Origin of the sequence: Streptomyces sp. NPDC048255, from assembly GCF_040652415.1 — a bacterium.
Taxonomy (GTDB): Bacteria; Actinomycetota; Actinomycetes; order Streptomycetales; family Streptomycetaceae; genus Streptomyces.
This window is the reverse complement of the sequence record NZ_JBEZMA010000001.1, coordinates 335,368-359,860: the sequence shown is the minus strand read 5'-3', so window position 1 is coordinate 359,860 and position 24,493 is coordinate 335,368. Positions and strand designations below refer to the sequence as shown.

Here is a 24,493-nt window from a genome sequence, read left to right as displayed (position 1 = left end):
CCATTCTTCCCGCCCGTCCTCCTTCCCTGCCCTTCCTCTTCCGTGACTCCCGGAGGTCCGGCGATGAGCCGCAGTGTCTCTGTTCTCCTGCCCATCGTCCCGACCCGCGCGGAGCAGGCGGCGCCGTTCGCGGCGTTCGTGCAGTGGCGCGGAGCGCGGGCACTGTGGCAGGGACAGCTCCTGCTCAACGAACAGCACCAGATCCTCGCGCAGTTGAGCGGCATGGGCCTGCGCGTCCCGTTCGGCATCGGTGTCTCGCTGATGCCGCTGCGCCATCCCGCCCAGGCCGCCATCGAGGCCCGCACCCTCGCCGCGGCCTCCGGCCACCCGGTCACCGCCGGATTCGGGCCCGGTGCACGCGCCTTCCAGGCAGCCCTGCTCGGCGAGCCCTACAAGAGCCCGCTGACCGCCTGCCGCGAATACCTGACCATCGTCCGCGCGCTGCTCGACGGCGAAGAGGTCGACCAGCGCGGCACCTACTTCTCCTACGCCGGCTCCATCCCCCGCTCGCCCGCACCCCCCGTCGAGGTGGGCCTCGGGGTGCTGCGCCCCGGCATGGCCCGGATCGCAGGGGAGAGCGCCGACGTGGCGATCACCTGGCTCACCCCGCCGGCGTACGTGCGCGACGTCATCGTCCCCGCGCTGCGCGAAGGGGCCGAAGCCGCGGGCCGGCCCGTGCCGCGTGTCGTGTCCGTCGTCCCCATGGCCGCCGCGGCCGACGGCAGGAACACCCTGGCCGTCCTCGGAACCGGCAGCTCCGACCACTTCGCCGCGCCGCACTACCAGGACATGCTGAACCGCGCCGGCGTACAGGTCGACGGCGAGGACCCGACGGCCACCGCCAGGAGCCTGCTCGCCGCGGGAGGAGCCCTCACCGGCGACCCCGCGGAACTGGCCGCGGGCATCGCCGCGTACCACGCGGCGGGCGTCGACGAGGTGGTCCTCAACAACGTGGGAGTGGGCATGCTGGAGGGACCGCGGGCCGTACTGCGCGACCTGGAAGCGCTGTTCACCGGGAACGGCTGGTAGCCGCCGTGACCCACCCCACCGAGCGCACCGAGCGCATCACCGACACCGCTCCCGCCGCGGGCACCGAGCCCGCCGGGCTCGGTTTCACCCGGCTCCTCTTCATCGCCACCGGCTCCGTCTCCGCCGCCGAACTGCCCTCCTGGATCACCTGGCTGCGCTCGACCCACCCCGCTCTGGAGATCCAGACCATCCTCACCCGCAGCGCCCAGCGGTTCGTCACGCGCGAGACCCTCAACCTGCTCACCGGCCGCCGCACCCTGGTGGACGCCTGGCCGGACGAGCCCGTGCTGCGCGCCCCGCACGTCGACCTGACCGCCTGGGCCGAGGCCGTACTCGTCTACCCCTCGACGTTCTCGTACACCGCCCGGCTCGCGCTCGGCCTCGCCGACAGCCCCTCGCTGCTCACCGCGCAGTGCACGGCGGCGCCCGTCGCCGTCGCCCCCGCGCTGCCGCCCGGCGGCGCCCAGAGCCATGCCTACCGCCGCCACGCCGAGGCCCTCGCGGAGCGCCCCAACTGCGTCGTCCTGCCGCCCGTGCCCGCGCTCAGCCTGACCACCGGGCGCACCGACAGCTGGGCCCCGGCCCCGCTCCCCGATGTGGTGGACGGCCTCGCCGCGCTGCACCGCAGCATCACGGCGGAGCCGACGCCATGAGCGGCGTCGTGGTCGACGCCTACGCGACAGGCCTGCTCTCCACCACCGTCACCGCCCTGCCCGACGGCGGCCACCGCTGGCTGCGCCGGCCCGGTGCGGGGGCTCCGGAGGCCTTCACACCGCTCACCGCCCGCCTGCGCGAGCTCGTCGAGCAGGCCTCCCCCGGCCCGGGTACCCGCCTGCTGACCGGGGATCCCGCGCCGGACGGCGCCCGGACGTACGCCGCCCCCGGCCCGTACTCCGTGGCCCACTGGCTCATCACCGGGGGTGGACCGCACGCCGTCCCCGGCGGCCACAGCGCGCTCACCGGCACCCTCCGGGAGGTCGGCGCGCTGCTCGCCGCACTCCACGCCCCGCCCGTCCCCGAGGAGGCCCGGCGGCCCGCGCGCGCGGTCGTACGGCTGCACGCCTGGCTGTCGGGCCGTACGACCGCCGGCGGAGCCACCGCCGCGGACCTGCTGGGCGAGGCGGCCGTGGCCCCCCTTCTCGCCTGGGTGTCGCAAGCCCTCGGCCCCGCGGACGGCCACGTCCTGTCGCACGGCGCGCCGGGCCTCGGCTCGCTCCTCCCCGCCGCCGGAGCCGCACCGGCGGTGCTGCTGACGGGCGAGGACCTGTGCGCCGCCCCGCCCCATTTCGACCTGGGCTGGCTCGCCGGGGAACTCCTGGAGTTCCGCTGGCTGCTGGGCGCCGCCGCCGACCCGCAGGTCTGGCAGCAGCTGCTGGACGCCCTCTTCGACGGCTACGGCGGCGACGCCGCGGCCGCGCGTGAGGGCCACCTGCACGGCACCGCCCTGCGCGTTGCGCTGCACGCGCACGACACGGCCGCGTACATCCCGGCCTCGACCGGCCAGGCCCGCCTGTACGGCGTGCTCGCCGCCACGCTCACCGAGGGGGCGGCCGCATGACCGACACCACGGGCATACGCAGGCTGACCCTCGACAACGGGCTGCGCGTACTGATCGACACGACGGCCGCGGGCGGGCTGACGGCGGTCGCCGTCCACTACGGCGTCGGCTTCCGCTCGGAGCCCGAGGGCCGCGCCGGCCTCGCGCACCTGCTGGAACACATGATGTTCGAGGGCAGCGAACGCTTCCCCGACCGCGCCTACTTCGCCGACCTCATGGCGGGCGGCGGATCCGCCGAGGGCACCACCCACCAGGACTACACGGACTACGTCCACGTCGTTCCCACCGCGGCTCTGGAGCGCGCGCTGGCCGCCGAGGCCGACCGGATGCGCGCCCCCCGCTTCACCGCGGACTCCCTCGCCGAGCAACTCAGCGGCATCGAGGCCGAGATCAAGGCCGCCGTGTACGACGCCCCGCTCGGCGGGCTGCCCTGGCCCCTGCTGCCCGCCCTGCTCTACGACCGCTGGACGAACACCCACGACGGCTACGGCGACCTGCGCGACCTCGCCCGCCTGACCCCCGAGGACTGCGCCGGCTTCTTCCGCGAGCACTACGCCCCGGGCAACGCCGTGCTCACGGTGAGCGGCGCGGACGACCCCGAGCAGGTCGCCGCCCTCGTCACCCGGCACTTCGCCGCGGTCCCGGCCGGGCCCGCCCGGCCCGACGCCGCGCACCGCCCGGTGCTGGCCGAACCCCCGCTCACCGCGGACCGGGTGAGCGTACGGACCGTGCCCGGCGGTGGCGCCGTCTGCCTCGGCTACCGGTTGCCCGACCCCGCGGCCGACCTCGACGGCTACCTCGCCCGGCTCGTGGCAGCCCGGCTGCTGGCCGTGCCGCCGGTCGACGCGGGCTGCGGATTCTTCGGCCCGCTGGACGCGCTCGACCCCGACACCCTCGTCATCACCCTGCCCGCCGCCGACGAGGACGGGGTACGGGCCGCGCTGCACCGGGTCGACGGGGCCCTGCGCGCCATCGCCGATGCCGACGAGGTCGCCGACGCCGAGGTCCGGCAGGCGGCCCGGCGGCTCGCCGACGACCACCTGCGCGCCCATCACGGGCCGGGCCCCCGGGCCCGCGCGCTCGGCCGGCTGGAGATCCTCTTCGGCGAACCCGCCCTCCTGGACGAGCTGCCCGCCCGCCTGCGAGCTCTTGGCGCCGGCGAAGTCCGCGCGGCCGCCGGTGCGCTGGCCGCGGACCACCGGGCGGTGCTGGCGCTGCTCCCGGGCGGCACACCGGTCCCCTTCCGCGGCCTGGGCACCGCCGTCCGCGCCGTCGCCCCGGTTCCCGCGCCCGCCACTCCCGCCACCGCCGCCGCCGCCCCGCCCACCGGCACCGTGACCGGCACCGGCACCGGCACCGGCACCGGCACCGGCACCGGCACCGGCACCGCAGCATCCGCTGCCTCTTCCGTCTCTCCCGCCCCCACCGGCACCCCGGCGGCCCCGGCGGCCCCGGCGGCCCCGGCACCCGCCACCCGGCGGTCGACCGCCCCGGCGGCCCCGGCCGCCCCGGCCGTCCCGGCGGCCCCGGCCGTCCCGGCCGCGCTGCGGCTGCCCGCCTTCGCCGAGACCGGCCCCGGGCCCGCCGCGGGCCGCCCGGCCGAGCCCGCCGTGGCCGCCGTACGCGACCCCCGCGCCCCCCTCGTCGAACTCCGGCTGCGCCTGCCCTCGCCCCCCGCGGCCGCGCCCGCCGACCGCGAACGGCTCGCCCTGGTCCTCGCCGACCGCTGGACGGCCCGGTTCCCGGCACGCGGGGCCGTGTCCACGACCGTGGAGAACGGCGCCGTCCTGCTCGACGCCTGGCTGCCCGCGCCCGCCCCCGACCCGGTGCTGTTCGCCGACCTGCTCGGCGCCCCGCCGACGGCCGCCGAACTCGCCGCCGTGGAACCGCGGGCCCGCGCCCGCATGGGAGCCCGGGTGACCAGCCCGGCCTGGCTCGTCGAACAGGCCCTGTGCCGACGGCTCCTGGTCGGCCGGCCCGGCCCGGGCGCCGGCCGGACGGCCCTCACGGCCCCCCTGTACGCGGGCGGCATCGAGCTCACCGCCGTCGGCGACCTGGATCCCGAGGCCTGGGCCGCGGCGGCGACCGCCGCCCTGCGCCCGCTGACCTCGGCCCTCGACGCGCCGCCCGGCGCGCACGCGCCGCTCCCGGCCGCCGGCGAAGGCCTCGCGCTGCTGAGCCTGCCCCCGGCCCTGCCCGCGACCGCCGCCCACCTGCTGTGGGCCACTCCCGAGCCGCCCCCGGCCGGGTCGTTCGCCGCCCGCTGGCTGGCGGTGGCCGTGCTCGGCGGCGGCCAGCCCGGGGCCCGGCTCGCCGCGCTGCGCACGCCGCAGGCCCCGTACGGCTTCACCTCGTACGCGGGCCGCTTCGGCGACCACGCGGGCACCGGGCCGCTCGTCCAGGTCCACGCCCAGCTGCCGCCCGTCGGGGCCGTCGAGGCCGCCGCCGTGATCCGCGAAGAGCTGCGGCGCGCCGGCGCCGAACCGCCCACCGGCGCCGAGGTGGACGCCGCCCGGCGGTACTGCGCGGGCCAGTTCGCCCTCGCGCCGCAGACCCAGGGCTCGCTCGCCGACGCGCTGAGCGCCTGGCTCGCGGCCGGGCGCCGGACCGCCGAGCTCGTCGGCTTCCCCGAGGCCCTGTACGAGGCCCCGGCCGCCGAGGTGGCCCGCGACTGCGCGCACCTGTTCGCCCAGCCCGCCTATGCCGGAGTGCTCGCCACGCCGGCGGCCGACCCGGCCGAGGAGACGCCGTGACCCGCACCACCACCGCCGCCCGCACCGAACTCCGGTTCCAGCCCGTGGACCTCGACACCGCGCCCGAGGTCGACGCCCTGCTGCGGCGCATCGGCACGGGCCCCTTCGACCGCGCGGACCTCACCGCGCTGCAGGGCCGCAACGACACCTGGGCCGGCCGCACGACCGGCGGCGCCCGCGTCTTCGTCAAGCGGCTGACCGGTCCGCCGGAGGACGTACGGGCCCGGATGGACCGCGCGCTCGGCTACGAACGTCTGGTGGCGGACGCCCCGGCCGGCGTACTGCGCGGACCCGCGCTGCTGGGCAGCGACCCGGACGCCGGGCTGCTCGCCTTCGAGTACCTCCACGACGCCCGCAGCGGCGCCGAACTGATGGCCGACCAGGAGTTCACACCGGAGCTCGCCCACCGCTCCGGCGCCGCACTCGGGCGGCTGCACGCCTGTCCCGCCGGGCAGCAGGACCAGCTGGAGCGCAGCACTCCCGCCCTGCCCTCGCCGGAGCTGCTGGAGGCGCTGCCCGCCGCCGCGTTCGAGGAGTTCAGCGGGGCGGAGCTGGAGACCTGGCGGCTGCTGCAGAACGACGCGCAGCTGATCGGGGCGGTGCACCGGCTGCTCGACGCCGAACGGGCGGCGCCGCGCGTGCCCGCCCACTGCGACCTGCGGATGGACCAGTTCCTGATCACCGGACACCCCGGGGCGGACAGCCGGCTGCACGTGGCCGACTGGGAGGAGTTCCGCCTCGCCGACCCGGCCCGCGACGTGGGCGGCTTCGCCGGCGAATGGCTGCACCGCGCGGTGCACGACATCGTCACCTCCCGCGGCGACGCCGACACCGCCGCCTTCGCCGGGCTGTCGATGACGCGCGAGACCGTACTCGCCCGCGGCGCGGAGAAGCTCGCCCGGCTGCGCCCGGTCGTCCAGGAGTTCTGGCGCGGCTACCGCGACGCGCGGCCCGACGCCGATCCGGGCCTGGCCGAGCGCGCCACCGCCTTCGCGGGCTGGCACCTGCTGGACCGGCTGCTCGCCGGGGCCATGCGCTCCAACCGCCTGCTCGGCATCGAGCGGGCCGCCGCCGGCATCGGCCGCACGGCCCTGCTCGACCCCGCCCGCTTCACCCACGTCGTCGGACTCGGAGACGCCTCGTGACCACCGCCGCAGCCCCCACCGGGCCGCTCACCCCCGGACCGGCCACCGCCGAACCGGCGCCGGCCTCCCCCCTGGCCCCCGACCTCGCCGACGCCCTGGCGCGGATCCACCTCTCCGCCGACGGCCTCACCGCCACCGTCGGGCCCCGCACCATCGAGGGCGAATCCGCCCGCGAACTCCAGCAGCGGCTGGGGGCGGCGCTGTACGAGGTGTTCCACACGGGCCGCGCCGAGGCGGACACCCGCCGCCGGAGCATGACCCCGCGGGACCGCGGCTTCGAGCGGGAGCTGGCGGCGGCGCTGCCGCACCGCGAGATCCAGCGCACCGGCGTCCTGCTCCGGGCCCCGCAGGAACCGGGCGGTGAGGCGCTCGTGTCCTGGGACGGCGTACGCGTCCGGGTGCCCGTGGACCGGCTGACCGCGGACGGCCCGCTCGTCGCCGGCACGGAGGTGCGCTCCCCCGCCTCACCGGCCCGCCCCGCGCTCTCGCCCGGGTTCTTCTACGCCATGGGCTCCCGCGAGCCGCGCTTCGACGACGAACTGCTCCGGGTCTACGTCCACATCACCGAACCCGGGCGCGCCCCGATGATCTGGGGGACCGTACTGGAGCGCCTGGAGGCGGCGGGAGCCGGCTACCACGCCAAGGTGCTGTCGGGTCCGGCCGACTACCCGCGGCGCGACGCCCTCGTCGTCTACCTGGGCAGCGAGTCCTGGGGCGCCTGCCACACCATCGCCGACGCCGTCCGCGCCCTGCCCGGCACCGGCCCGGACACCTCGGTCTTCGCCCACCGGCTCGGGCCCGGCACGGCCGTGGCCTGGGAGCCGGACGACCCCCGGCCCGGCGCCGGCGGGCTGAGCTTCGGCCAGCACCGCGCCTCGGCGCTGGCCGAGGCGGCCGTACGGGCAACGACCGGCTCCGAGAGCGCGCACGAGGCGTTCAGCAGCGCGGGCATCGACCCGGGCGCCCCCTACCGGAACCTGGCCTCTCCGGACCTCCCCGCCCGCTGAGCGGACCGGCCCGCGCCGAACGGGCCCCGTAGGCCTCCCATCCCCCCACCCCCCACCCAGGCGGAAGGCAGCACCATGCAACACCCCCCCGAAGGAGACGCGGTCCCGGCGGCCGTGGAAGTGCGCGGGCTCCGCAAGGAATTCGACGACAAGGTCGCCGTCGACGGAGTCGACCTCACCGTCCCCCGGGGCAGCTTCTACGGCCTCGTCGGCCCCAACGGCGCCGGCAAAACCACCAGCCTGTCCATGATCACCGGCCTGCTCCGGCCCGACGCGGGCACCGTGACGGTCGCCGGGTACGACGTCTGGCAGGACCCGTACGAGGCCAAGCACCGCATCGGCATCCTGCCCGACGGCCTGCGCCTGTTCGAGCGGCTGTCGGGACGGGAACTGCTGCGCTACACCGGACGGCTGCGGGAGCTCCCCGCCGCCGACACCGAGGCGCGCGCCGAGGAGCTGCTCGACGTGCTCGGGCTCTCCGAGGCCGGCGACAAGCTGGTCGTCGACTACTCCACCGGCATGCGCAAGAAGATCGGCCTGGCGGCCGCGCTGCTGCACAACCCGCCGGTCCTCTTCCTCGACGAACCCTTCGAGAGCGTCGACCCGGTGTCGGCCGAGACGATCCGCGAGGTGCTGCGCCAGTACACCGCGACCGGCTCGACGGTGGTCTTCTCCAGCCATGTCATGGAACTCGTGGCCGCGTTGTGCACCCACGTCGCCATCCTGGCCAAGGGGCGCGTGGTCGCCGACGGCACCCTCGACGAGGTACGGGCCGGCCGGAGCCTGAACGAGCGCTTCATGGAACTGGTCGGCGCCCCGGCCGGGAAGGCGAAGGGAGGGAGCCTCGCATGGTTGGGGTCTTCGTCGGGCTGAAACTCGCCCTCCTGCGCAGCAGCCTGCGCCGCAGCACCGCCCGCGCCGTGGGCTTCGTGGCCGGCGCGGGCATCAGCCTGGCCGGGGCCTGCTACGCGGCCGTCGGCCTGGCCCTGGCCCAAGGCGAGCCGGACGCACCCGACTTCGCCGTCCTGGCCTTCACCGGGCTGGCCGTCGCCTGGCTGGCGCTGCCGCTGTCCTTCGGCGCGGGCGGCGACGAGAGCTCCGATCCGACCCGGCTCGCCGTACTGCCCGTCCGGCCGCGCCGGCTGATCGCCGGGGCCACCGCCTCCGCGCTCATCGGCCCGGGGCCGCTGTGCACCCTCGTCCTCATCACCGGAGCGGTCGTCGGCGCCGCAGAGGGCGCGTGCAGCAGCTTCCCCGCCGCGGCCGTCACCGTCCTCGCCGTACCGCTGATGCTGCTGCTGTGCGTGGTCGCCTCCCGGGCCGTACTGGCCTCCTTCGCGCGGGCGCTGACCGGCCGGCGCGGCAAGGACGCCGCCGCCCTCGGCGGCGTACTGACCGCGGTCGGCGGCTACGCCGCCTACCTGCTGCTGACCACCGCCGGCTCGGGGCTCGCCCTGCCGCCCCTCGTCGTACGGATCCTGCGCTGGACCCCGCCGGGCTGGCCGGCCGACGCGATCCGGGCCGCCGCCGACGGCAGGACCGGCACCGCCCTGCTCGAACTGGCCGGGACCGCCGCCCTGATCGCCCTGCTGATGGTGTGGTGGCACGGCTCCCTGACCCGGCTGATGACCACGACGGACGCCTCCACGGCCCAGGCCGTCCGGGCGGGCCGGACGACAGGCCTGCGGGCCCGGATGCTCACCTCCAGCCGGACCCTGCTCGTCGCCCACCACCAGTTCAGCGCCTTCGCACGGTCGCCGAGGCACCGGCTGACGATGATCGCGGCGCTGGCGTACGCGCTGCTGTTCCCGGTCGTGATGGCGGCGGCCGGCATGCGGACCCCGTACGCCGCCGTCGGCGGCGCCTGGGTCTTCGGACTGACCGTCCCCGGAGTGCTGTTCGCCCTCGACGGCTCCGCGATCTGGAGCAACGTCGCGACGCTGCGCACCGTGGCGCAGGCCCGCGCCGAACTCGTCGGCCGGCTGCTCCCCCAGCTGGTGGTCATCGCACCCTGGCTCACCGCCGTCGCCACCGGCGCCGCCCTCGTCACCGGGCGCACCGACCAGCTCGCGGCCGCGCTCGGCGTCAGCTTCGCGCTGCTCGGGGTGACCTTCGCGATGGGCATGGCCATCAGCGTGTTCCACCCCTACCCGTACCCCGAGGACCCTTGGAGCGTGAGTGCGCCCGGCCAGAGCGGCGGCTACCACCTGGCGAACTTCCTCAGCTCCTTCCTCGGAGTGGTGGCGATCGCCCCGGTGATCGCGGGCGCGATCGCCCTGAACGGCTCCGCCCTCGCGTGGCTGCTGCTGCCGCTGGGTACGGCGTACGGCCTGCTGGCCGTGCTGGTCACCCTGCGGACCATGGGACAGCGGCTGTTCGACAAGGCGCCCGAGATCCTCACCACCCTGCGGATGTCCTGACCCAACCGACCGGACGAAGGAACCCACGACGATGAAAAACTCGGCCACCCGCTCCCTGCTCGGGCACGCCCGCCCGCACCGCAAGGCCCTGATCGCAGGCGCGGCACTGAGCGCGCTCGGCGGGGTCGCCGGCCTCGCCCAGCCGCTCGTGGCGAAGTCGTTCGTCGAGGCCCTGGCCGTCGACGAGCCGGTCTCCCGCCAGGTGCTGCTCCTCGCCCTGCTGATCGTGGGCGGGGCGCTGGCCAGCGCCTTCGGCATGTACGCCGTCGAACGGGCGGCCGAGAGCGTGGTACTTGGCGCCCGCAGGCGGCTCATCTCACGGCTGCCCCGGCTGCGGGTCGCGGACCTGGACCGGCGTCCGCCCGGAGATCTCATCTCCCGGGTGACGGCCGACACCACCCTGCTGCGCGAGGCGGCGACCAACAACCTCGTCGACACGCTCATCGGCTCCGTCACGCTGCTCGGCATGCTCGTCCTGATGGCCTGGCTCGACGTGGTCCTCTTCCTCGCCGTGCTCGGTGTCGTCCTCGCCATCGGCGTGTGCACGGCCCTGGTCATGCCGCGCATCGCCCGGGCGAGCAAGGAGGCCCAGGAAGCCCTCGGCGAGCTGGGTTCGGGGCTGGAGCGGCTGCTCGGAGCGATCCGTACGGTCAAGGCGAGCGGCGCCGAAGAGCGGGAGAGCGCCGCTCTGGAGGGTTCGGCGCGCGGTGCCTGGCAGGCGGGCCTGCGGGCCGCCCGCTGGGGTGCGGTGGCCGGCACCTCCAGCGGGCTGGTGGTGCAGCTGGCGTTCCTGACCGTGCTGGGCCTGGGCGGGGCACGGGTGGCGAACGGGTCGATGAGCGTCGCCTCGCTGATCGGCTTCCTGCTGTACCTGTTCTACCTGGTGGGGCCGGTCGCGCAGCTGGCGAGCGGGATCAGCGGCCTCCAGGTCGGCACCGCCGCCGTCCGGCGCATCCACGAGGTGCTGGAACTCGCCCCCGAGGAGGGGGAGGAGCCCGCCGGGTCCGGCGACCCGGCCGGCGGCCGGGCCGCACCGGCCGCCGCAGCTGCCCCGGCTGCGGCCGCGGGCGACGGGGGCGCCGAGATCGTCTTCCGGGACGTCGTCTTCCGCTACCGCGAGGACGGCCGTCCCGTCCTGGACGGGGCCGGCTTCGAGATCAGCCCCGGCGGGCTGACCGCCGTCGTCGGGCCCTCCGGCACCGGCAAGAGCACGCTGTTCGCCCTGCTGGAACGCTTCTACGACATCGACGGCGGCAGCATCACCGTCGACGGGCGCGACCTGCGCGACTGGAATCCGGCCGAGCTGCGCCGGACCATCGGCTACGTGGAGCAGGACGCCCCCGTGCTCGCGGGCACCCTGCGCGACAACCTGATGCTCGCCGCCCCCGGCGCGAGCCCGGACGAACTCCACCGCGTCCTGGAGAAGGTACGGCTCACCGCCCTGGTCGACAGCCTGCCGCAGGGCCTCGACACGGAGGTCGGCCACCGCGGCACGGCCCTGTCCGGCGGCCAGCGCCAGCGCATAGCCATCGCCCGGGCGCTGCTGCGACGGCCCCGGCTCCTGCTGCTCGACGAGGCCACCTCGCAGCTCGACGCGCTCAACGAGAGCGAGCTGCGCGAGGTCATCGCGGAGATCGCCCGCACCACCACCGTCCTGGTGATCGCCCACCGGCTGTCCACGGTGACCGGCGCCCGGCGCATCCTCGTCCTGGAGGACGGCCGCGTGCGGGCCGCCGGCACGCACGCCGAACTCCTGCGGGAGGGCGGGCTGTACGCACGGCTGGCCGCGACGCAGACGCTCGGCACGGCCCAGGCGGAAGCGGTGGCCGAACCGGTGGCGGGGCCGGTGGCGGTCACCGACTGACCCGGCGCCCCGGAGGCCTCGCGGCCACCGCCGAATTCATGACAAATATCAATATGTGCCACGAGGGCCCGGTGTGACGCTGACTGGTATGTACTTCGAATACCGATCGATCACGGTTTTGCCGTCCGGCCCGGAGCGGGTGGCCGGATGAGCGGAGGGACGGGGCACCGGATCATCCGCGTGCTCCTCGCGGCCGACGGACACCTCATGCGCAGGACGCTGGGTGACCTGCTGGCACTGGAGGGCGACCTGCGGGTGGTCGCGGAGGCGGAGTCGGGTTCGCAAGCGCTGGCGATGGCGCGGGCCCACCGCCCGGACGTGGCCGTCCTCGACATCGGGGACACCGGGCGGCCAGGACCGGACGGAGTCCAGGTGGCGGCGGCGCTGCGAGACGACCTGCCGGACTGCCGCACCGTGATCATCACGGAGAGCGGCCGGTCCGGGCGGCTGGAGCAGTGTCTTTCCGCGGGGGCGCGGGGCGTCGCGTCGAGGTCCACGCCGGCGGAGCAACTGGTGGCGGCCATCCGCATCGTGCACTCGGGCGGGCGGTACGTGCATCCGGAACTGGTCGTCGAAGCGATCGTCTCCGAAAGTGCGACCTGACGGCCGTGACCTGGCGGGGGCCGACCCGGCGGGCGCGGCCGCCGGGTCGGTCGCCCGGCCCTCCGCGTGCCCCCACAGCAGGACGGGCTCCCCTCCGGGAGCCCGTCGGGCCGGTCAGTCCTCGTCCGCCTCACCGGCGCCGCGGTGGCCGAGCCCGGTGCGCGCGGTGGTGGGGATGGTCCCCAGCCGGCCCGCCTGGAAGTCGTCGAAAGCCTGCTGGAGTTCGTGCTTGCTGTTCATGACGAACGGCCCGTAGTGCGCCATCGGCTCCCGGATCGGACGCCCGCCGAGGAGGACGACCTCCAGGTCCGGGGTGTTCGCGTCCTGCGAGGCGTCCGCCCGCACCGTGAGCGAGCCGCCCTCGCCGAAGACGGCGGTCTGCCCGGTGTGGATGGGCCTGCGGTCCTCGCCGACCGATCCGCGCCCGGCCAGGACGTAGACCAGGGCGTTGAAGTCCTCCCGCCACGGCAGGGTGATCTGCGCGCCCGGCGTGACGGTCGCGTGGACCATCGTGATCGGGGTGTGGGTGATGCCCGGGCCCTGGTGGCCGTCCAGTTCACCGGCGATCACGCGGAGCAGGGAGCCGCCGTCCGGGGTGGACAGCAACTGGACCTGGCCGCCGCCGATGTCCTGGTAGCGCGGGGGCATCATCTTGTCGGAGGCCGGGAGGTTCACCCACAGCTGGAGGCCGTGGAAGAGGCCGCCGGACACGACGAGGGACTCCGGCGGGGCCTCTATGTGCAAAAGCCCTGACCCGGCAGTCATCCACTGGGTGTCGCCGCCGTTGATGACTCCGCCGCCGCCGTTGCTGTCCTGGTGGACGAAGGTTCCGTCGATCAGGTAGGTCACGGTCTCGAAGCCGCGGTGCGGATGCCAGGGGGTTCCCTTCGGCTCGCCCGGCGCGTACTCCACCTCGCCCATCTGGTCCATCATGATGAACGGGTCGAGGTACTGGTAATTGATCCCGGCGAACGCGCGGCGCACCGGGAATCCCTCGCCCTCGAACCCACCGGGAGCGGTGGTGACGGCCAGCACCTTGCGCGGGACGACCGCCTGCGGCTCGGCCACGCGGGGGAGCGTCAACGGGTTCTCAACAGTCACTGCGGGCATGGTCAGGACCTCCTTCTGCGTCGAGTTTAGTTGAAACTCGAACTTTCTGCCACACCCGCCCACAACGGAGAACCCCTCGCAGTAATTCCCCCGACCCATCCCCCGGCGGGGGGCTCGGCGGGTCACGGGGGTGGGGCGGTCGGCTGCTCCTGCGGGGGGCCCGGGGGTTCGGGGGCACGGCGGTGCGGCTACCCCTGCCGGGGCTCGGGGGGTGCGGGGGTGGGCCGGGGCCGCTCCGGAGCGTCTCCTCGGCTCGCGCACTCAGCCCCGGCTGCGAATGCCCGGCCCAGGTTGCGCGCTCGTCCTGCGGGGACCCTCCTGCGCGCCCCCGTCCCACGCCTCGGCTTCGCATGCGGGGCCTGGCGGCTGTCCGGGAACTCGGGGTGGAGGGGAGTGGTGCCGCGCAGGGCTGTCCCCGCAGGACGAGCGCGCAACCCGGGCTGATGGCGTCGGGTCAGGCTCAGTGCGCGAGCCGAGGAGACAGCCCGGAGGGGCACCGCGCACCGACCCCACCGACCAGGCCCCGGCAAAGCCGAACCGCACACCGCCAGGCCGCCCGCAGGGCACGCGGCCGAATCCAGCCCCGCCGGCGTTTGAGGCGCGGGGTCTGGGGTGGAGCCCCAGCAACGGCGCCGCACCGAGGCCGGGCCGCCCGCAGGGCAAAAGCCGTCAGCCGTACATCCGGCGCATGGCGTAGTCGACCATCTGCTCGACCGCCTTCGCGTCGAAGACCATGCGGTGGTCGCCCTCCATGTCGAGGACGAAGCCGTACCCGGTCGGCAGCAGGTCGATCACCTCGGCGCCGGTGATCACGAAGTACTTGGACTCCTTGCCGGCGTACCGGCGCAGCTCCTTGAGCGTGGTGAACATGGGGATGACCGGCTGCTGCGTGTTGTGCAGGGCCAGGAAGCCCGGGGTCTCGCCGCGCGGGCAGTAGACCTTCGACGTGGCGAAGATCTGCTGGAAGTCCTCGGCGGACAGCGACCCGGTGGTGAAGGCCCGTACCGCGTCGGCGAGCGACGGCGGCGAGGGCTCGGGATACAGCGGCTGCTCGCCGTACCCGCCTGCCATCTGCTGCGGGGCCGCGTACTGCTGCCCTGCGCTCACGTTCTGGTCGTAGCCGTACATGGGACGAAGACTACCGACCGGCCCCGGCGCCCAGGCACGCAATCGCGCCACGCTTGACCCTGGTCACAGTTGCCCGGCAAGGGTTGCCCTTATTACCCGTGGGTAGCATCATTACGTTACCGATTGGTATGTACGAGGAACCTGTCTCCCCGAGCCTTAACGGAGCCGTCGCCATGGGGCACTACAAGTCGAATCTCCGCGACATCGAGTTCAACCTCTTCGAGGTGCTCGGCCGCGACAAGCTGTACGGCACCGGTCCCTTCGAGGAGATGGACACCGAGACCGCCAAGAGCGTCCTGTCCGAGCTGGCCCGCCTCGCCGAGAACGAGCTGGCCGCCTCCTTCGAGGACGCCGACCGCAACCCGCCGGTCTTCGACCCGGCCACCAACACCGCGCCGGTCCCGGCCTCCTTCAAGAAGAGCTACGAAGCCTTCATGGACTCGGAGTACTGGCGCCTGGGCCTGCCCGAGGAGATCGGCGGCACCACCTCGCCCCGCTCCCTCATCTGGGGCTACGCGGAGCTGCTGCTCGGCTCGAACCCGGCCATCTGGATGTACTCCTCCGGCCCGGCCTTCGCCGGCATCCTCTTCGAAGAGGGCAACGAGGCGCAGAAGAAGGTCGCGCAGATCGCCGTCGAGAAGCGCTGGGGCTCCACCATGGTCCTCACCGAGCCGGACGCCGGCTCGGACGTGGGCGCCGGCCGCACCAAGGCGATCCAGCAGGCCGACGGCTCCTGGCACATAGAAGGCGTGAAGCGCTTCATCACCTCCGGTGAGCACGACATGGAGGAGAACATCCTCCACTACGTCCTCGCCCGCCCCGAGGGCCACGGCCCGGGCACCAAGGGCCTGTCCCTCTTCCTGGTCCCGAAGTTTCACTTCGACTGGGAGACCGGCGAGCTGGGCGAGCGCAACGGCGTGTACGCCACCAACGTCGAGCACAAGATGGGCCTCAAGGCCTCCAACACGTGCGAGATGACCTTCGGCGACCAGCACCCCGCCAAGGGCTGGCTGATCGGCGACAAGCACGACGGCATCCGCCAGATGTTCATGATCATCGAGTTCGCCCGGATGATGGTCGGCACGAAGGCCATCGCCACCCTCTCCACCGGCTACCTCAACGCGCTGGAGTACGCCAAGGAGCGCGTGCAGGGCCCGGACCTGGCGAACTTCATGGACAAGACCGCGCCCAAGGTCACCATCACGCACCACCCCGACGTGCGCCGCTCGCTCATGACGCAGAAGGCGTACGCCGAGGGCATGCGCGCCCTCGTCCTGTACACCGCCTCCGTCCAGGACGAGATCCAGATCAAGCAGGCCGCGGGCGAGGACGCCTCCTCCCTCATCGGCCTGAACGACCTGCTCCTGCCGATCGTCAAGGGCTACGGCTCGGAGCGGTCCTACGAGCAGCTCGCCCAGTCCCTGCAGACCTTCGGCGGCTCCGGCTACCTGCAGGAGTACCCGATCGAGCAGTACATCCGCGACGCCAAGATCGACACCCTCTACGAGGGCACCACGGCGATCCAGGGCCAGGACTTCTTCTTCCGGAAGATCGTCCGCGACCAGGGCGCCTCGCTGAACGTCCTCTCCGAGACGATCAAGAAGTTCCTGGCCGAGGCGGCCGGCGGCGACGACCTCGCCCCGGCGCGCGACGCGCTCGCCAAGGCGGCCGTCGACCTCGAGGCCATCGTCGGCCAGATGATCGTCGACCTCACCGCCACCGGCGAGGACGTCAAGAACATCTACAAGGTCGGCCAGAACACCACCCGGCTGCTGATGGCCTCCGGCGACGTGGTCGTCGGATACCTGCTGCTCAAGGGCGCCGCCGTGGCCGCCGAGAAGCTGGCCACGGCCTCCGCGAAGGACGTGCCCTTCTACACCGGCAAGATCGCCGCCGCGAAGTTCTTCGCGTCGCAGATCCTGCCGGGCGTCTCGGTCCAGCGCCAGCTGGCCGAGGTCGTCGACAACTCCCTCATGGAGCTCGACGAGGCCGCCTTCTGACCTGCGCGCCGACGCGCCACCCCGCCGTACGCGGTGTACGTACGTCAGCGGCCGGGCCCTCCGCACGGGGGCCCGGCCGCTGACGTACAAGCCCCTGTACTGCGGCTTTCCCCGTTGTCAGCCGTTCATGGGACGCTCGTAGGCATGAGTCCACAGGATCAGCACGGCAGCAGGGGGTACTCCGTCCCGACCGGGCGGCCGTACGCCCTCAAGGAGCTGCAGGCGAGCCTGGGCAGCCTCGGCGACCACCTGCGGGAGCTGTACGACGGCGCCCACCCCGCCGAGTACGACGGCATCGCCGACGCCCTCTACGTGGCCTTCCAGACCGCCGCCGGCCTCGCCCCCGCCAAGAGCTACACCGGCTGCTCCCAGCACCCCAACGGGGCCCTCGACCCCGAGGCCCCCGACGGCTGGGGCCGCTGCCTCCTGTGCAACGACCGGCGCCGCCTCGGACTGCGCGGCCACAGCGCCCGCAAGGCCGCCGCCCCGCCCGCCGGGGAGCAGCGCCGGCTCGGCTACCCCGTGCCGGAGCCCCCGTACTCCCTCGACGTGCTGCGCACCTGGCTGCGCACCGTCGAGGACCAGCGCTTCCACCTGGGGCTGTCCTCGCCCGCCGAGGACTTCGTCCGCATCGCCGACGACCTGCACCGCGCCTTCATAGTCGCCCGCGAACTCTCCCGGCCGCGCAACGCCTCGGGATGCTCCGAGCACCCCGGCGCGCCCATCGACCCGGACGCGCCCCCCGGCGAGGCCTGTATCTTCTGCGCCGGACGCAAGAGACGCGCGCAGCGCTCCGCGCAGACCCCGGAAATGCTCCCCCGCATCCGCCGGGGCGAGCGCAGGCAGCTGCAGCGCAGATTCGAACGTCCGCCGGGCTGAGAGTCGCCGGGACCGCAGATCACCATGCGCGGGACCGGACTCCGGCCATCCGCCGCAGTCCGGCCATGACGAACACGACCGTCGTTAAGGTGAACCACATGAGCTCTCCCGCCCGCTTCGACCGCGGCCACACCGACGATCTGATGACCTTTTTGACGGCCAGTCCGTCGCCGTACCACGCCGTGGCCAATGCGGCCGAGCGGCTGGAGAAGGCAGGCTTCAGGCAGTTGTCGGAGAAGGACGCCTGGGATGCGGGAACCGGGGGCAAGTTCGTGCTCCGCGGCGGCGCACTCATCGCCTGGTACGTCCCGGAGGGCGCGGCCGCGCACACCCCCTTCCGGATCGTCGGCGCACACACCGACTCCCCCAACCTGCGCGTCAAGCCGCTGCCGGACACGGGCTCGCAGGGCTGGCGCCAGATCGCCGTCGAGATCTACGGCGGCACCCTGCTGAACACCTGGCTGGACCGGGACCTCGGCCTGGCCGGGCGGCTGACCCTGCGGGACGGCAGCGAACGCCTGGTCAACGTGGACCGCGCCCTGCTGCGCGTCCCCCAACTGGCCGTGCACCTGGACCGGTCGGTGAACACCGACGGCCTCAAGCTGGACAAGCAGCGGCACATGCAGCCGATCTGGGGCCTGGGCGAGGTGCAGGAGGGCGACCTGATCGCGTTCCTGGAGGAGGAAGAGGGCCTGCCCCAGGGCTCGGTGGCCGGCTGGGACCTGATGGTCCACTCCATCGAGCCGCCCGCGTACCTGGGCCGCGACCGCGAGCTGGTGGCCGGCCCCCGCATGGACAACCTGCTGTCGGTGCACGCCGGCGTCGCGGCCCTGGCCGCCGTCGCGTCCGGCGCCGGGGCCGGCAAGCTCGACCACATCCCGGTGCTGGCCGCCTTCGACCACGAGGAGAACGGCTCGCAGTCGGACACCGGCGCGGACGGCCCCCTGCTGGGCAACGTGCTGGAACGTTCAGTCTTCTCGCGCGGCGGCTCGTACGAGGACCGCGCGCGGGCCTTCGCCGGCACCGTCTGCCTGTCCTCGGACACCGGCCACGCCGTGCACCCCAACTACGCGGAGCGCCACGACCCCTCGCACCACCCGCGGGCCAACGGCGGCCCGATCCTGAAGGTCAACGTCAACCAGCGCTACGCCACCGACGGCAGCGGGCGCGCGGTGTTCGCGAACGCCTGCGAGCGGGCCGGCGTGCCGTGGCAGACCTTCGTCTCCAACAACGCCATGCCGTGCGGCACGACGATCGGCCCGATCACCGCCGCCCGCCACGGCATCCAGACCGTGGACATCGGCGTCGCGATCCTCTCCATGCACAGCGCGCGCGAACTGTGCGGCGCGGACGACCCGTTCCTCCTGGCGAACGCCCTCGTCGCCTTCCTGGAGGGCTGAGAACGGCCCGCCCCCGGACGCGAGCGCCGGGGGCGGGCCCTACTCCCTGCCGACCCCTGTCCTACGCGTCGGCGTCCATGCCCGCGAGGACCAGCGGCAGCCGGTTCGCCCCGGCCGCGGTCACCGTCACGGGAACTCCCCAGTCCTGCTGGTGGACATGGCAGGCCGGGTACTCGTTCTCAGGGTCGTCGTCGCAGGACGCCGCCATCGCCGAGACGTGCAGCACGCCCTCGGTGACCTCCGGGTTCAGCTTCAGCTCCCGGAACAGGTCCGTCCCGGCGCCCTCCCCGGCCACGAGCAGCTCGGGCGGGGTCGAGGACACCAGCAGCCGCGTCGAGGGCCCGTACCGGGTGTCGAGCTTCTGCCCGCCCGGGGCCTGGAACACCACGTCCAGCCGGAGCGGGCCGGGCCCCACCTCGGTGGCGGCCCGCTGCGTACGGTGCGCCACGGAATCCACCCGCACCGCCTCCTCCGGCAGCCGCAGCCGGGTCAGCCGGTGCCGGGCGGACTCCACGACCACGATGTCCCCACCCACCAGCACGGCGTCGCTCGGCTCCCGCAGATCGGTGGCGAGGGTCGAGACCTGCCCGGTGGCGGGGTCGTAGCGACGCAGCGCGTGGTTGTACGTGTCGCACACCGCGACCGAACCGTCGGGCAGGGCGGTCACCCCGAGCGGGTGCTGGAGCAGGGCCTGGCCCGCGTCCCCGTCCCGGTGGCCGAAGTCGAACAGCCCGGTCCCGACGGCGGAGGCGACGGCGTAGCCGCTGTCGGTGGCGTGGACGTACCGCAGGGCACTGGTCTCGGAGTCGGCGACCCACAGCCGGTCCCCGGCGGCCGCGAGCCCCGAGGGCTGGGCGAACCAGGCCTCGGCGGCCGGCCCGTCGACCAGGCCCTCGTTGGTCGTCCCGGCCGCGGCCTCGACCGTCCCCGTCTCCGGGTCCCAGGTCCACAGCTGGTGGACGCCGGCCATGGCGATCCACACCCGGCCCTGCCACCAGGCCACGTCCCACGGCGAGGACAGGTCCACCTCCAGCGCCGGCCCGGCGGTCGGCGACCCCTGCCACCACTGGCGCCCGGTCCCGGCGACGGTCTCGACGGCCCCGGTGACGGGGTCGAAGCGGCGCAGCGCGTGGTTGACGGTGTCGGCGACGACGACACTGCCGTCGGGCAGCAGCGCCAGCCCCTGGGGCTCGCTGAAACTGTCCGCCGTGAACCCGCGCTCCCCGCTGCCGACGCGCCGTACGACGCTCTCCCCGTCGGCGGCCAGCTCCACGAGCTGGTGCCGCGTCGAGTCCGACACCAGGAAGTTCCCGCTGGGCAGCACCAGCGCCTTCCCGGGGAACCGCAGGTCGGTCGCTACCGGCTCGGGCGCCACGTACGGCCCGTCCCCGCGCCGCAGGGTCCCCTTGGCCTCGTGCTCGGCCTCCAGCTCCTCGACGAGCCGCGCGATGGCGTGCGCGTGCCCCTCACCGGCGTGCTGCGCCACGATGTACCCCTCGGGGTCGATCACGACGAGCGTCGGCCAGGCCCGCACGGCGTACTGCTTCCAGGTCGCCAGCTCGGGATCGTCCAGCACGGGGTGGTGCACCTCGTACCGCTCGACGGCATCGACGACGGCGGCGTGCTCGGCCTCGTGCACGAACTTCGGCGAGTGCACGCCGACGATCACGACGGTGTCGCGGTGCTTCTCCTCCAGCTCGCGCAGCTCGTCGAGGACGTGCAGGCAGTTGATGCAGCAAAAGGTCCAAAAGTCGACAACAACGCACTTACCTCGCAGATCGGCGAGGGTGATTTCTTTGCCTCCGGTGTTGAGCCAGCCACCCTTGCCGATCAGCTCGGGGGCACGGACTCGGGCACGTCGGGGCGCGGGCGCGGCAGAATTCATGCGACAAGGGTGCCACCCCACCCCAGAGCCACCCGTAGGGGTGACGCCCCACAGCGGTCCCCCGCGGGACTCTGGCCGCACGCATCGAAGGAGGCGCCCGGGATGACCACCGCGCACGACTACAGCGAGGACATCGACCCCGTCACGCTGTACGCCGGGCCCGGGCGGCTCGGGTACACCGAGGTCGACGGGCCGCATCCGTTCGGGACGCCCGTCCGGCTGCCGGAGCCGTTCGGGGTCGAGCTGGACACCAGCGGGCTCTAGGCGGACGGGCCGAAGAGGGCGCTCAGGCGGGGGAGGCGGGTGGCGGTTTCCGCCGTGTCGTCGAAGTCGAAGTCCCAGGCCGGGTCCAGCGGCGGGTAGCTGATCGTGAAGGAGTCCGCGGGCAGCTCGTGGCCGGTGGCCGACCGGTAGGCGCTCCAGGCGATCGAGAGGGCTTCCTCGTCCCACAGTTCCAGGCCCTCCTGCGCCGCCTCGCGGACCGCGGGGTGGGAGGCCAGGGAGTCCGGGTCGGCCAGGGACGCCTCGAAGGCCTCCTGGCCCTGGGTGAGGAGCCAGCCCCGGAAGTAGTCGAAGCCGTCGTCCGAGCAGCCGCCGTTGATCACGTAGGCCGCGGCCCAGAGCGGGCTGCGGTAGGACTCCGCCAGCAGGTCCCACAGCACCTGCTGGGCGGCGGCTATCTCCGCCTCCGGGAGGCCCGCGAGCAGCGCCGACGCGCGCTCGGACACCCGGTCCGCCTCCGCCTGCTCGCGGGCCGTCTCGATCAGCTTCCAGAACGTCTGCTTGTCCATGGCCCGAGCCTGGCATCCGGGTCTGACATCAGGTGAGGAAGGCGTGGAGAGATCCGGTGAGTGCTGTGACGAAGGCGTCCTGGACCTCGGCCGGGAGCAGGTCCAGGGAGAGGTACGGGTTCAGGTCCTCCAGCTCCACCAGCAGGAGTTCCCCGGACGGCGCCCGGCAGGCGTCCACGCGCTGGATGCCGTGGCCGAGGGTGTTCCAGGCGATGAAGGTACGGGCGAAGGCCAGGTCCGCCTCGGTGGGGGCGTACGGCTGGAGGTCCCAGCGGCGGGCCGGGTCAGGGGCGTGGAGGGCGTACTGGAAGGCGTCGTCGACGAAGTAGAAGGAGACCTCGTACGCGAAGTCGATGCGGGGCTGGATGAGGATCTCCCCCGCCGGTCCCGACGGCTCCGTGGTGAAGGCGAGGCCGATGGAGTCCGCGCCCTGCTTGGGCTTGACCGCGTACTGCGCGGCCTGCGGCAGCTGCGAGAGCCGGGCCGGGTCGTCGACCGTGGGGATGACCGGGTAGCCGGCGGCGGTCAGGTCGAGGAGGTACTGCTTGCCCGCCATGTCGCCGCGGCCGGTGAGCGGGTTGTAGACGCGGGTCCCGGCGGCGAGGGCGGCCGTACGGAAGGCGTCGTAGGCCTCCTGGTAGTGCAGGACCGGGCCGCTGTTGCGGACGACCACCGCGTCGAAGCCGGGCATCAGGGCCTGGGCGTCGGCGGGGTGGCACAGGGCCAGCTCGAAGTGCTCCCGCAGGCGGGAGGTGAGGAATATGTCCTCGTCGCAGTAGCGGCGGCCGCGGGCCGGGTACGCCAGGTCGGTCACGTAGAGCAGGGGCATGACGGCAACCTATCGCGGGCAACGATCAGCGCATGAAATACCTCGTTCGGGACAAAGTGCTGGCCATCGGGGACGACTACTGGATCGAGGACGAGGCCGGCCGCCACGCGTTCCTCGTCGACGGGAAGGCGCTGCGGATCCGCGACACCCTGGAGCTCAAGGATCCGGACGGCAGGATCCTGATCACGCTGCGGGAGAAGGTGTTCAGCTTCCGCGACGCGATGACCCTGGAGCGGGAGCGGGACGGGCGCCAGCTCGCGGTGATCCGCAAGAAGCGCTTCTCGCTGCTGCGCAACCACTACCGGGTGACCCTGGTCGAGGGCACCGAGCTCGACGTCAGCGGGCGGATCCTGGACCGGGAGTTCAAGGTCGAGTACGAGGGGGAGCTGCTCGCGCTGGTCTCGCGGCAGTGGTACCGGATCCGCGAGACCTACGCCGTGGACGTGATCCGCGAGGACGCGGACGCGGCGCTGCTGATCGCGGTGGCCGTGTGCGTGATCCGGATGGCGGAGAAGGAGCGGGAGGACGACCTCTAGAGCCTCCCGCGGCCTGCCGCCAGCCGCCCCGCAGCCCGCAGCCAGCCGCCCGTGCCAGCCCCCACAGCACTAGCCGCCGGAGGCGACGGCCACCAGGGCGTAGACGTGCAGTGCGGCCGTGAGCAGGCCCAGCAGGCCCGCGATGCCGGCCCGGACCCGCGCGCCCGACGGGCTGCGGCGCGGGTCGGCGCCGCGGGCCAGCAGCAGGAGCACGGCCGACGGGATCATCAGGAACATCCCGACGAGGTACAGGAGGACCCCGGCGGGCAGCAGTACGAGGGCCACGCCCAGGCAGACCCGGCGGAACCATGTGCGGTCGCGGACCAGGACGGGGGCGATGAGCGCGGCGAACGGGAGGACGAAGGCGCCCGGGATCCCGACGCCGGCGCCCCAGAGCAGCACGAGGCCGCCGAGCAGCAGCGCGCCGCCCGCGATCGCCCGCTGGACGCCGTGCACGGAGGGCTCCGGCGGGGCCTGGTACCGGGCCTGCAGCCGTTCCTGCACGCGGGCCGCCGTCCGCGCCCACGCCTGCTCCTGCACCTGCACCTGCTCCCGCACCGGTGTCCGCCCCTGTCCGGCGTCTCCCGCCTCGGCCTCTGCCACGGCCCGCTCCCCGTCCGTCCGCCGTTCGTTCACCCGTCCGGCTCAACCCTAGACACCCCAAGGGGGTGTCTCGTCGATCCGCCCCGGGCCCGGCATGACCGGCGAGACACCCCCTACGGGCGGCCCAGCCGGCGGTCCTTGAGGGCGGGGAACTGGGTTCGGGTGTCGGAGACCTTCGCCGGGTCGAGGTCCACGGTGAGGACGTCCTCGCCCGGGCCCGCCTCGGCCAGGACCTCGCCCCAGGGGTCCACCACCAGGCTGTGCCCGGCCTGTTCGACGCCCGCGTGGGTGCCGGCCAGGCCGCACGCCAGGACGTACGACTGGTCCTCCACGGCGCGCGCCCGGTTCAGCACGGTCCAGTGGGACCGGCGGCGGGCGGGCCAGCCCGCCACGACCACCATCGTGGTGGCCCCGGCGTCGACCAGGCCGCGGAACAGCTCGGGGAAGCGCAGGTCGTAACAGGTGGCGATGCCGAGGGTCTGCTCCGGCAGGCTGACCGTGGTCAGGGAGTCGCCGGCCGACATGAGCACGGCCTCGCCCTGGTCGAAGCCGAAGCGGTGGATCTTGCGGTAGGTGGCGGCCAGCTCGCCCGTCGGGGAGAGCACGAGGGCGGTGTTGTAGAGCGAGCCGTCGCCCGCGCGCTCGACGACGGACCCCGCGTGCAGCCAGACCCCGGCGTCGCGCGCGGCCTTGGACATGGCCTCGAAGGTGGGGCCGTCGAGCGGTTCCGCCTCGGTCTCGAACTGCTCGTAGGCGAAGGCTCCGACGGTCCACAGCTCCGGCAGGACCACGAGGTCGGAGCCGGCTTGCTCCCGTACGAGTTCGGCCACGCGGGCGCGCCGGGAAACCACCGACTCGCCCTCATTCACAGCGATTTGGATCAGCGAGGCGCGCACAGTACCACCGTCCTGGCATTCAAGCCGTCAACTCGGGCCTACGATCGTCACACGAAA

The 24,493-nt window shown here is 73.9% G+C and carries 21 protein-coding genes and 1 pseudogene; 15 read left to right on the top strand and 7 right to left on the bottom strand.

Going from position 1 to position 24,493, the window contains the following annotated elements; all coding sequences use genetic code 11:
• The first annotated feature begins 63 nt into the window (after positions 1-63).
• The 10 genes from AB0D94_RS01695 to AB0D94_RS01650 all read left to right on the top strand — a co-directional run bounded on the left by AB0D94_RS01695 (position 64) and on the right by AB0D94_RS01650 (position 12,379).
• Positions 64-1,029 (top strand): LLM class flavin-dependent oxidoreductase, encoded by a 966-nt coding sequence (locus AB0D94_RS01695; RefSeq protein ID WP_362044167.1) that lies wholly within the window; start codon positions 64-66, stop codon positions 1,027-1,029.
• A gap of 5 nt (positions 1,030-1,034) precedes the next feature.
• Positions 1,035-1,682 carry a flavoprotein gene (locus AB0D94_RS01690; protein ID WP_362044165.1) on the top strand — a complete coding sequence of 216 codons (648 nt, stop codon included), beginning with the start codon at positions 1,035-1,037 and terminating at the stop codon, positions 1,680-1,682.
• A complete protein-coding gene (locus AB0D94_RS01685; protein WP_362044163.1) occupies positions 1,679-2,587 on the top strand; it encodes a hypothetical protein in 909 nt (302 codons plus the stop codon). Before AB0D94_RS01690 ends, AB0D94_RS01685 begins: the two co-directional genes overlap by 4 nt.
• Positions 2,584-5,340: an insulinase family protein gene (locus tag AB0D94_RS01680; RefSeq protein ID WP_362044161.1), complete on the top strand. Its 2,757-nt coding sequence runs from the start codon at positions 2,584-2,586 to the stop codon at positions 5,338-5,340. Before AB0D94_RS01685 ends, AB0D94_RS01680 begins: the two co-directional genes overlap by 4 nt.
• Positions 5,337-6,485, top strand: coding sequence for a class V lanthionine synthetase subunit LxmK (gene lxmK / locus AB0D94_RS01675; protein ID WP_362044159.1), 1,149 nt, complete (start codon positions 5,337-5,339; stop codon positions 6,483-6,485). Before AB0D94_RS01680 ends, lxmK begins: the two co-directional genes overlap by 4 nt.
• Complete coding sequence (locus AB0D94_RS01670; RefSeq protein ID WP_362044157.1) at positions 6,482-7,492, top strand: T3SS effector HopA1 family protein; 1,011 nt, start codon at positions 6,482-6,484, stop codon at positions 7,490-7,492. The genes lxmK and AB0D94_RS01670 overlap by 4 nt, the downstream gene beginning before the upstream one ends.
• 75 nt (positions 7,493-7,567) lie before the next feature.
• Positions 7,568-8,365 (top strand): ABC transporter ATP-binding protein, encoded by a 798-nt coding sequence (locus tag AB0D94_RS01665; protein ID WP_266935709.1) that lies wholly within the window; start codon positions 7,568-7,570, stop codon positions 8,363-8,365.
• Positions 8,341-9,912, top strand: coding sequence for a transporter (locus AB0D94_RS01660; RefSeq protein WP_362044155.1), 1,572 nt, complete (start codon positions 8,341-8,343; stop codon positions 9,910-9,912). The genes AB0D94_RS01665 and AB0D94_RS01660 overlap by 25 nt, the downstream gene beginning before the upstream one ends.
• Positions 9,913-9,943: 31 nt before the next feature.
• On the top strand, positions 9,944-11,776 hold the full coding sequence (locus tag AB0D94_RS01655) for an ABC transporter ATP-binding protein (RefSeq protein ID WP_362044153.1): 1,833 nt from the start codon (positions 9,944-9,946) through the stop codon (positions 11,774-11,776).
• Between the two features lie 147 nt (positions 11,777-11,923).
• Positions 11,924-12,379, top strand: a complete 456-nt coding sequence (locus AB0D94_RS01650) for a response regulator (protein WP_362044151.1) — start codon at positions 11,924-11,926, stop codon at positions 12,377-12,379.
• Between the two features lie 114 nt (positions 12,380-12,493).
• On the opposite strand, the gene AB0D94_RS01645 is transcribed toward AB0D94_RS01650, so the two are convergent.
• Together AB0D94_RS01645 and AB0D94_RS01640 are read right to left on the bottom strand one after the other, a co-directional pair.
• Positions 12,494-13,489: a pirin family protein gene (locus tag AB0D94_RS01645; protein WP_362044149.1), complete on the bottom strand. Its 996-nt coding sequence runs from the start codon at positions 13,487-13,489 to the stop codon at positions 12,494-12,496.
• A 669-nt stretch (positions 13,490-14,158) separates the two neighbouring features.
• Positions 14,159-14,617, bottom strand: coding sequence for an SseB family protein (locus AB0D94_RS01640; protein WP_030153025.1), 459 nt, complete (start codon positions 14,615-14,617; stop codon positions 14,159-14,161).
• Between the two features lie 173 nt (positions 14,618-14,790).
• Here AB0D94_RS01640 and AB0D94_RS01635 point away from each other — a divergent pair, with 173 nt between their 5' ends.
• The 3 genes from AB0D94_RS01635 to AB0D94_RS01625 all read left to right on the top strand — a co-directional run bounded on the left by AB0D94_RS01635 (position 14,791) and on the right by AB0D94_RS01625 (position 18,896).
• Positions 14,791-16,617 (top strand): acyl-CoA dehydrogenase, encoded by a 1,827-nt coding sequence (locus AB0D94_RS01635; RefSeq protein ID WP_362044437.1) that lies wholly within the window; start codon positions 14,791-14,793, stop codon positions 16,615-16,617.
• Positions 16,618-16,761: 144 nt separating this feature from the next.
• Positions 16,762-17,496, top strand: a complete 735-nt coding sequence (locus AB0D94_RS01630) for a hypothetical protein (RefSeq protein WP_362044146.1) — start codon at positions 16,762-16,764, stop codon at positions 17,494-17,496.
• Between the two features lie 98 nt (positions 17,497-17,594).
• Positions 17,595-18,896 (top strand): M18 family aminopeptidase, encoded by a 1,302-nt coding sequence (locus tag AB0D94_RS01625; protein ID WP_362044144.1) that lies wholly within the window; start codon positions 17,595-17,597, stop codon positions 18,894-18,896.
• A gap of 61 nt (positions 18,897-18,957) precedes the next feature.
• Here the strand turns inward: AB0D94_RS01625 and AB0D94_RS01620 are convergent, their stop codons facing one another.
• The gene (locus AB0D94_RS01620) at positions 18,958-20,781 is read right to left on the bottom strand and encodes an NHL domain-containing thioredoxin family protein (protein ID WP_362044142.1); all 1,824 of its coding nucleotides are present in this window, start codon (positions 20,779-20,781) and stop codon (positions 18,958-18,960) included.
• A gap of 144 nt (positions 20,782-20,925) precedes the next feature.
• On the opposite strand from AB0D94_RS01620, the pseudogene AB0D94_RS01615 reads away from it, so the two are divergent.
• Positions 20,926-21,045, top strand: a pseudogene (locus tag AB0D94_RS01615) (Uma2 family endonuclease); the annotation flags it as partial.
• On the opposite strand, the gene AB0D94_RS01610 reads toward AB0D94_RS01615, so the two are convergent.
• Together AB0D94_RS01610 and AB0D94_RS01605 are read right to left on the bottom strand one after the other, a co-directional pair.
• On the bottom strand, positions 21,042-21,572 hold the full coding sequence (locus tag AB0D94_RS01610) for a DUF4240 domain-containing protein (RefSeq protein WP_362044140.1): 531 nt from the start codon (positions 21,570-21,572) through the stop codon (positions 21,042-21,044). The pseudogene AB0D94_RS01615 and the gene AB0D94_RS01610 sit on opposite strands and share 4 nt — an antisense overlap.
• Before the next feature lie 28 nt (positions 21,573-21,600).
• Positions 21,601-22,401 carry a hypothetical protein gene (locus AB0D94_RS01605; protein ID WP_362044138.1) on the bottom strand — a complete coding sequence of 267 codons (801 nt, stop codon included), beginning with the start codon at positions 22,399-22,401 and terminating at the stop codon, positions 21,601-21,603.
• Positions 22,402-22,433: 32 nt separating this feature from the next.
• On the opposite strand from AB0D94_RS01605, the gene AB0D94_RS01600 reads away from it, so the two are divergent.
• Complete coding sequence (locus tag AB0D94_RS01600; RefSeq protein WP_362044136.1) at positions 22,434-22,937, top strand: LURP-one-related family protein; 504 nt, start codon at positions 22,434-22,436, stop codon at positions 22,935-22,937.
• A 69-nt stretch (positions 22,938-23,006) separates the two neighbouring features.
• Here AB0D94_RS01600 and AB0D94_RS01595 read toward each other — a convergent pair whose 3' ends face one another.
• Both AB0D94_RS01595 and AB0D94_RS01590 read right to left on the bottom strand, forming a co-directional pair.
• Complete coding sequence (locus AB0D94_RS01595) at positions 23,007-23,540, bottom strand: hypothetical protein (RefSeq protein ID WP_362044134.1); 534 nt, start codon at positions 23,538-23,540, stop codon at positions 23,007-23,009.
• Between the two features lie 113 nt (positions 23,541-23,653).
• Positions 23,654-24,436 carry a carbon-nitrogen family hydrolase gene (locus tag AB0D94_RS01590; protein ID WP_362044132.1) on the bottom strand — a complete coding sequence of 261 codons (783 nt, stop codon included), beginning with the start codon at positions 24,434-24,436 and terminating at the stop codon, positions 23,654-23,656.
• Positions 24,437-24,493: the final 57 nt, after the last annotated feature.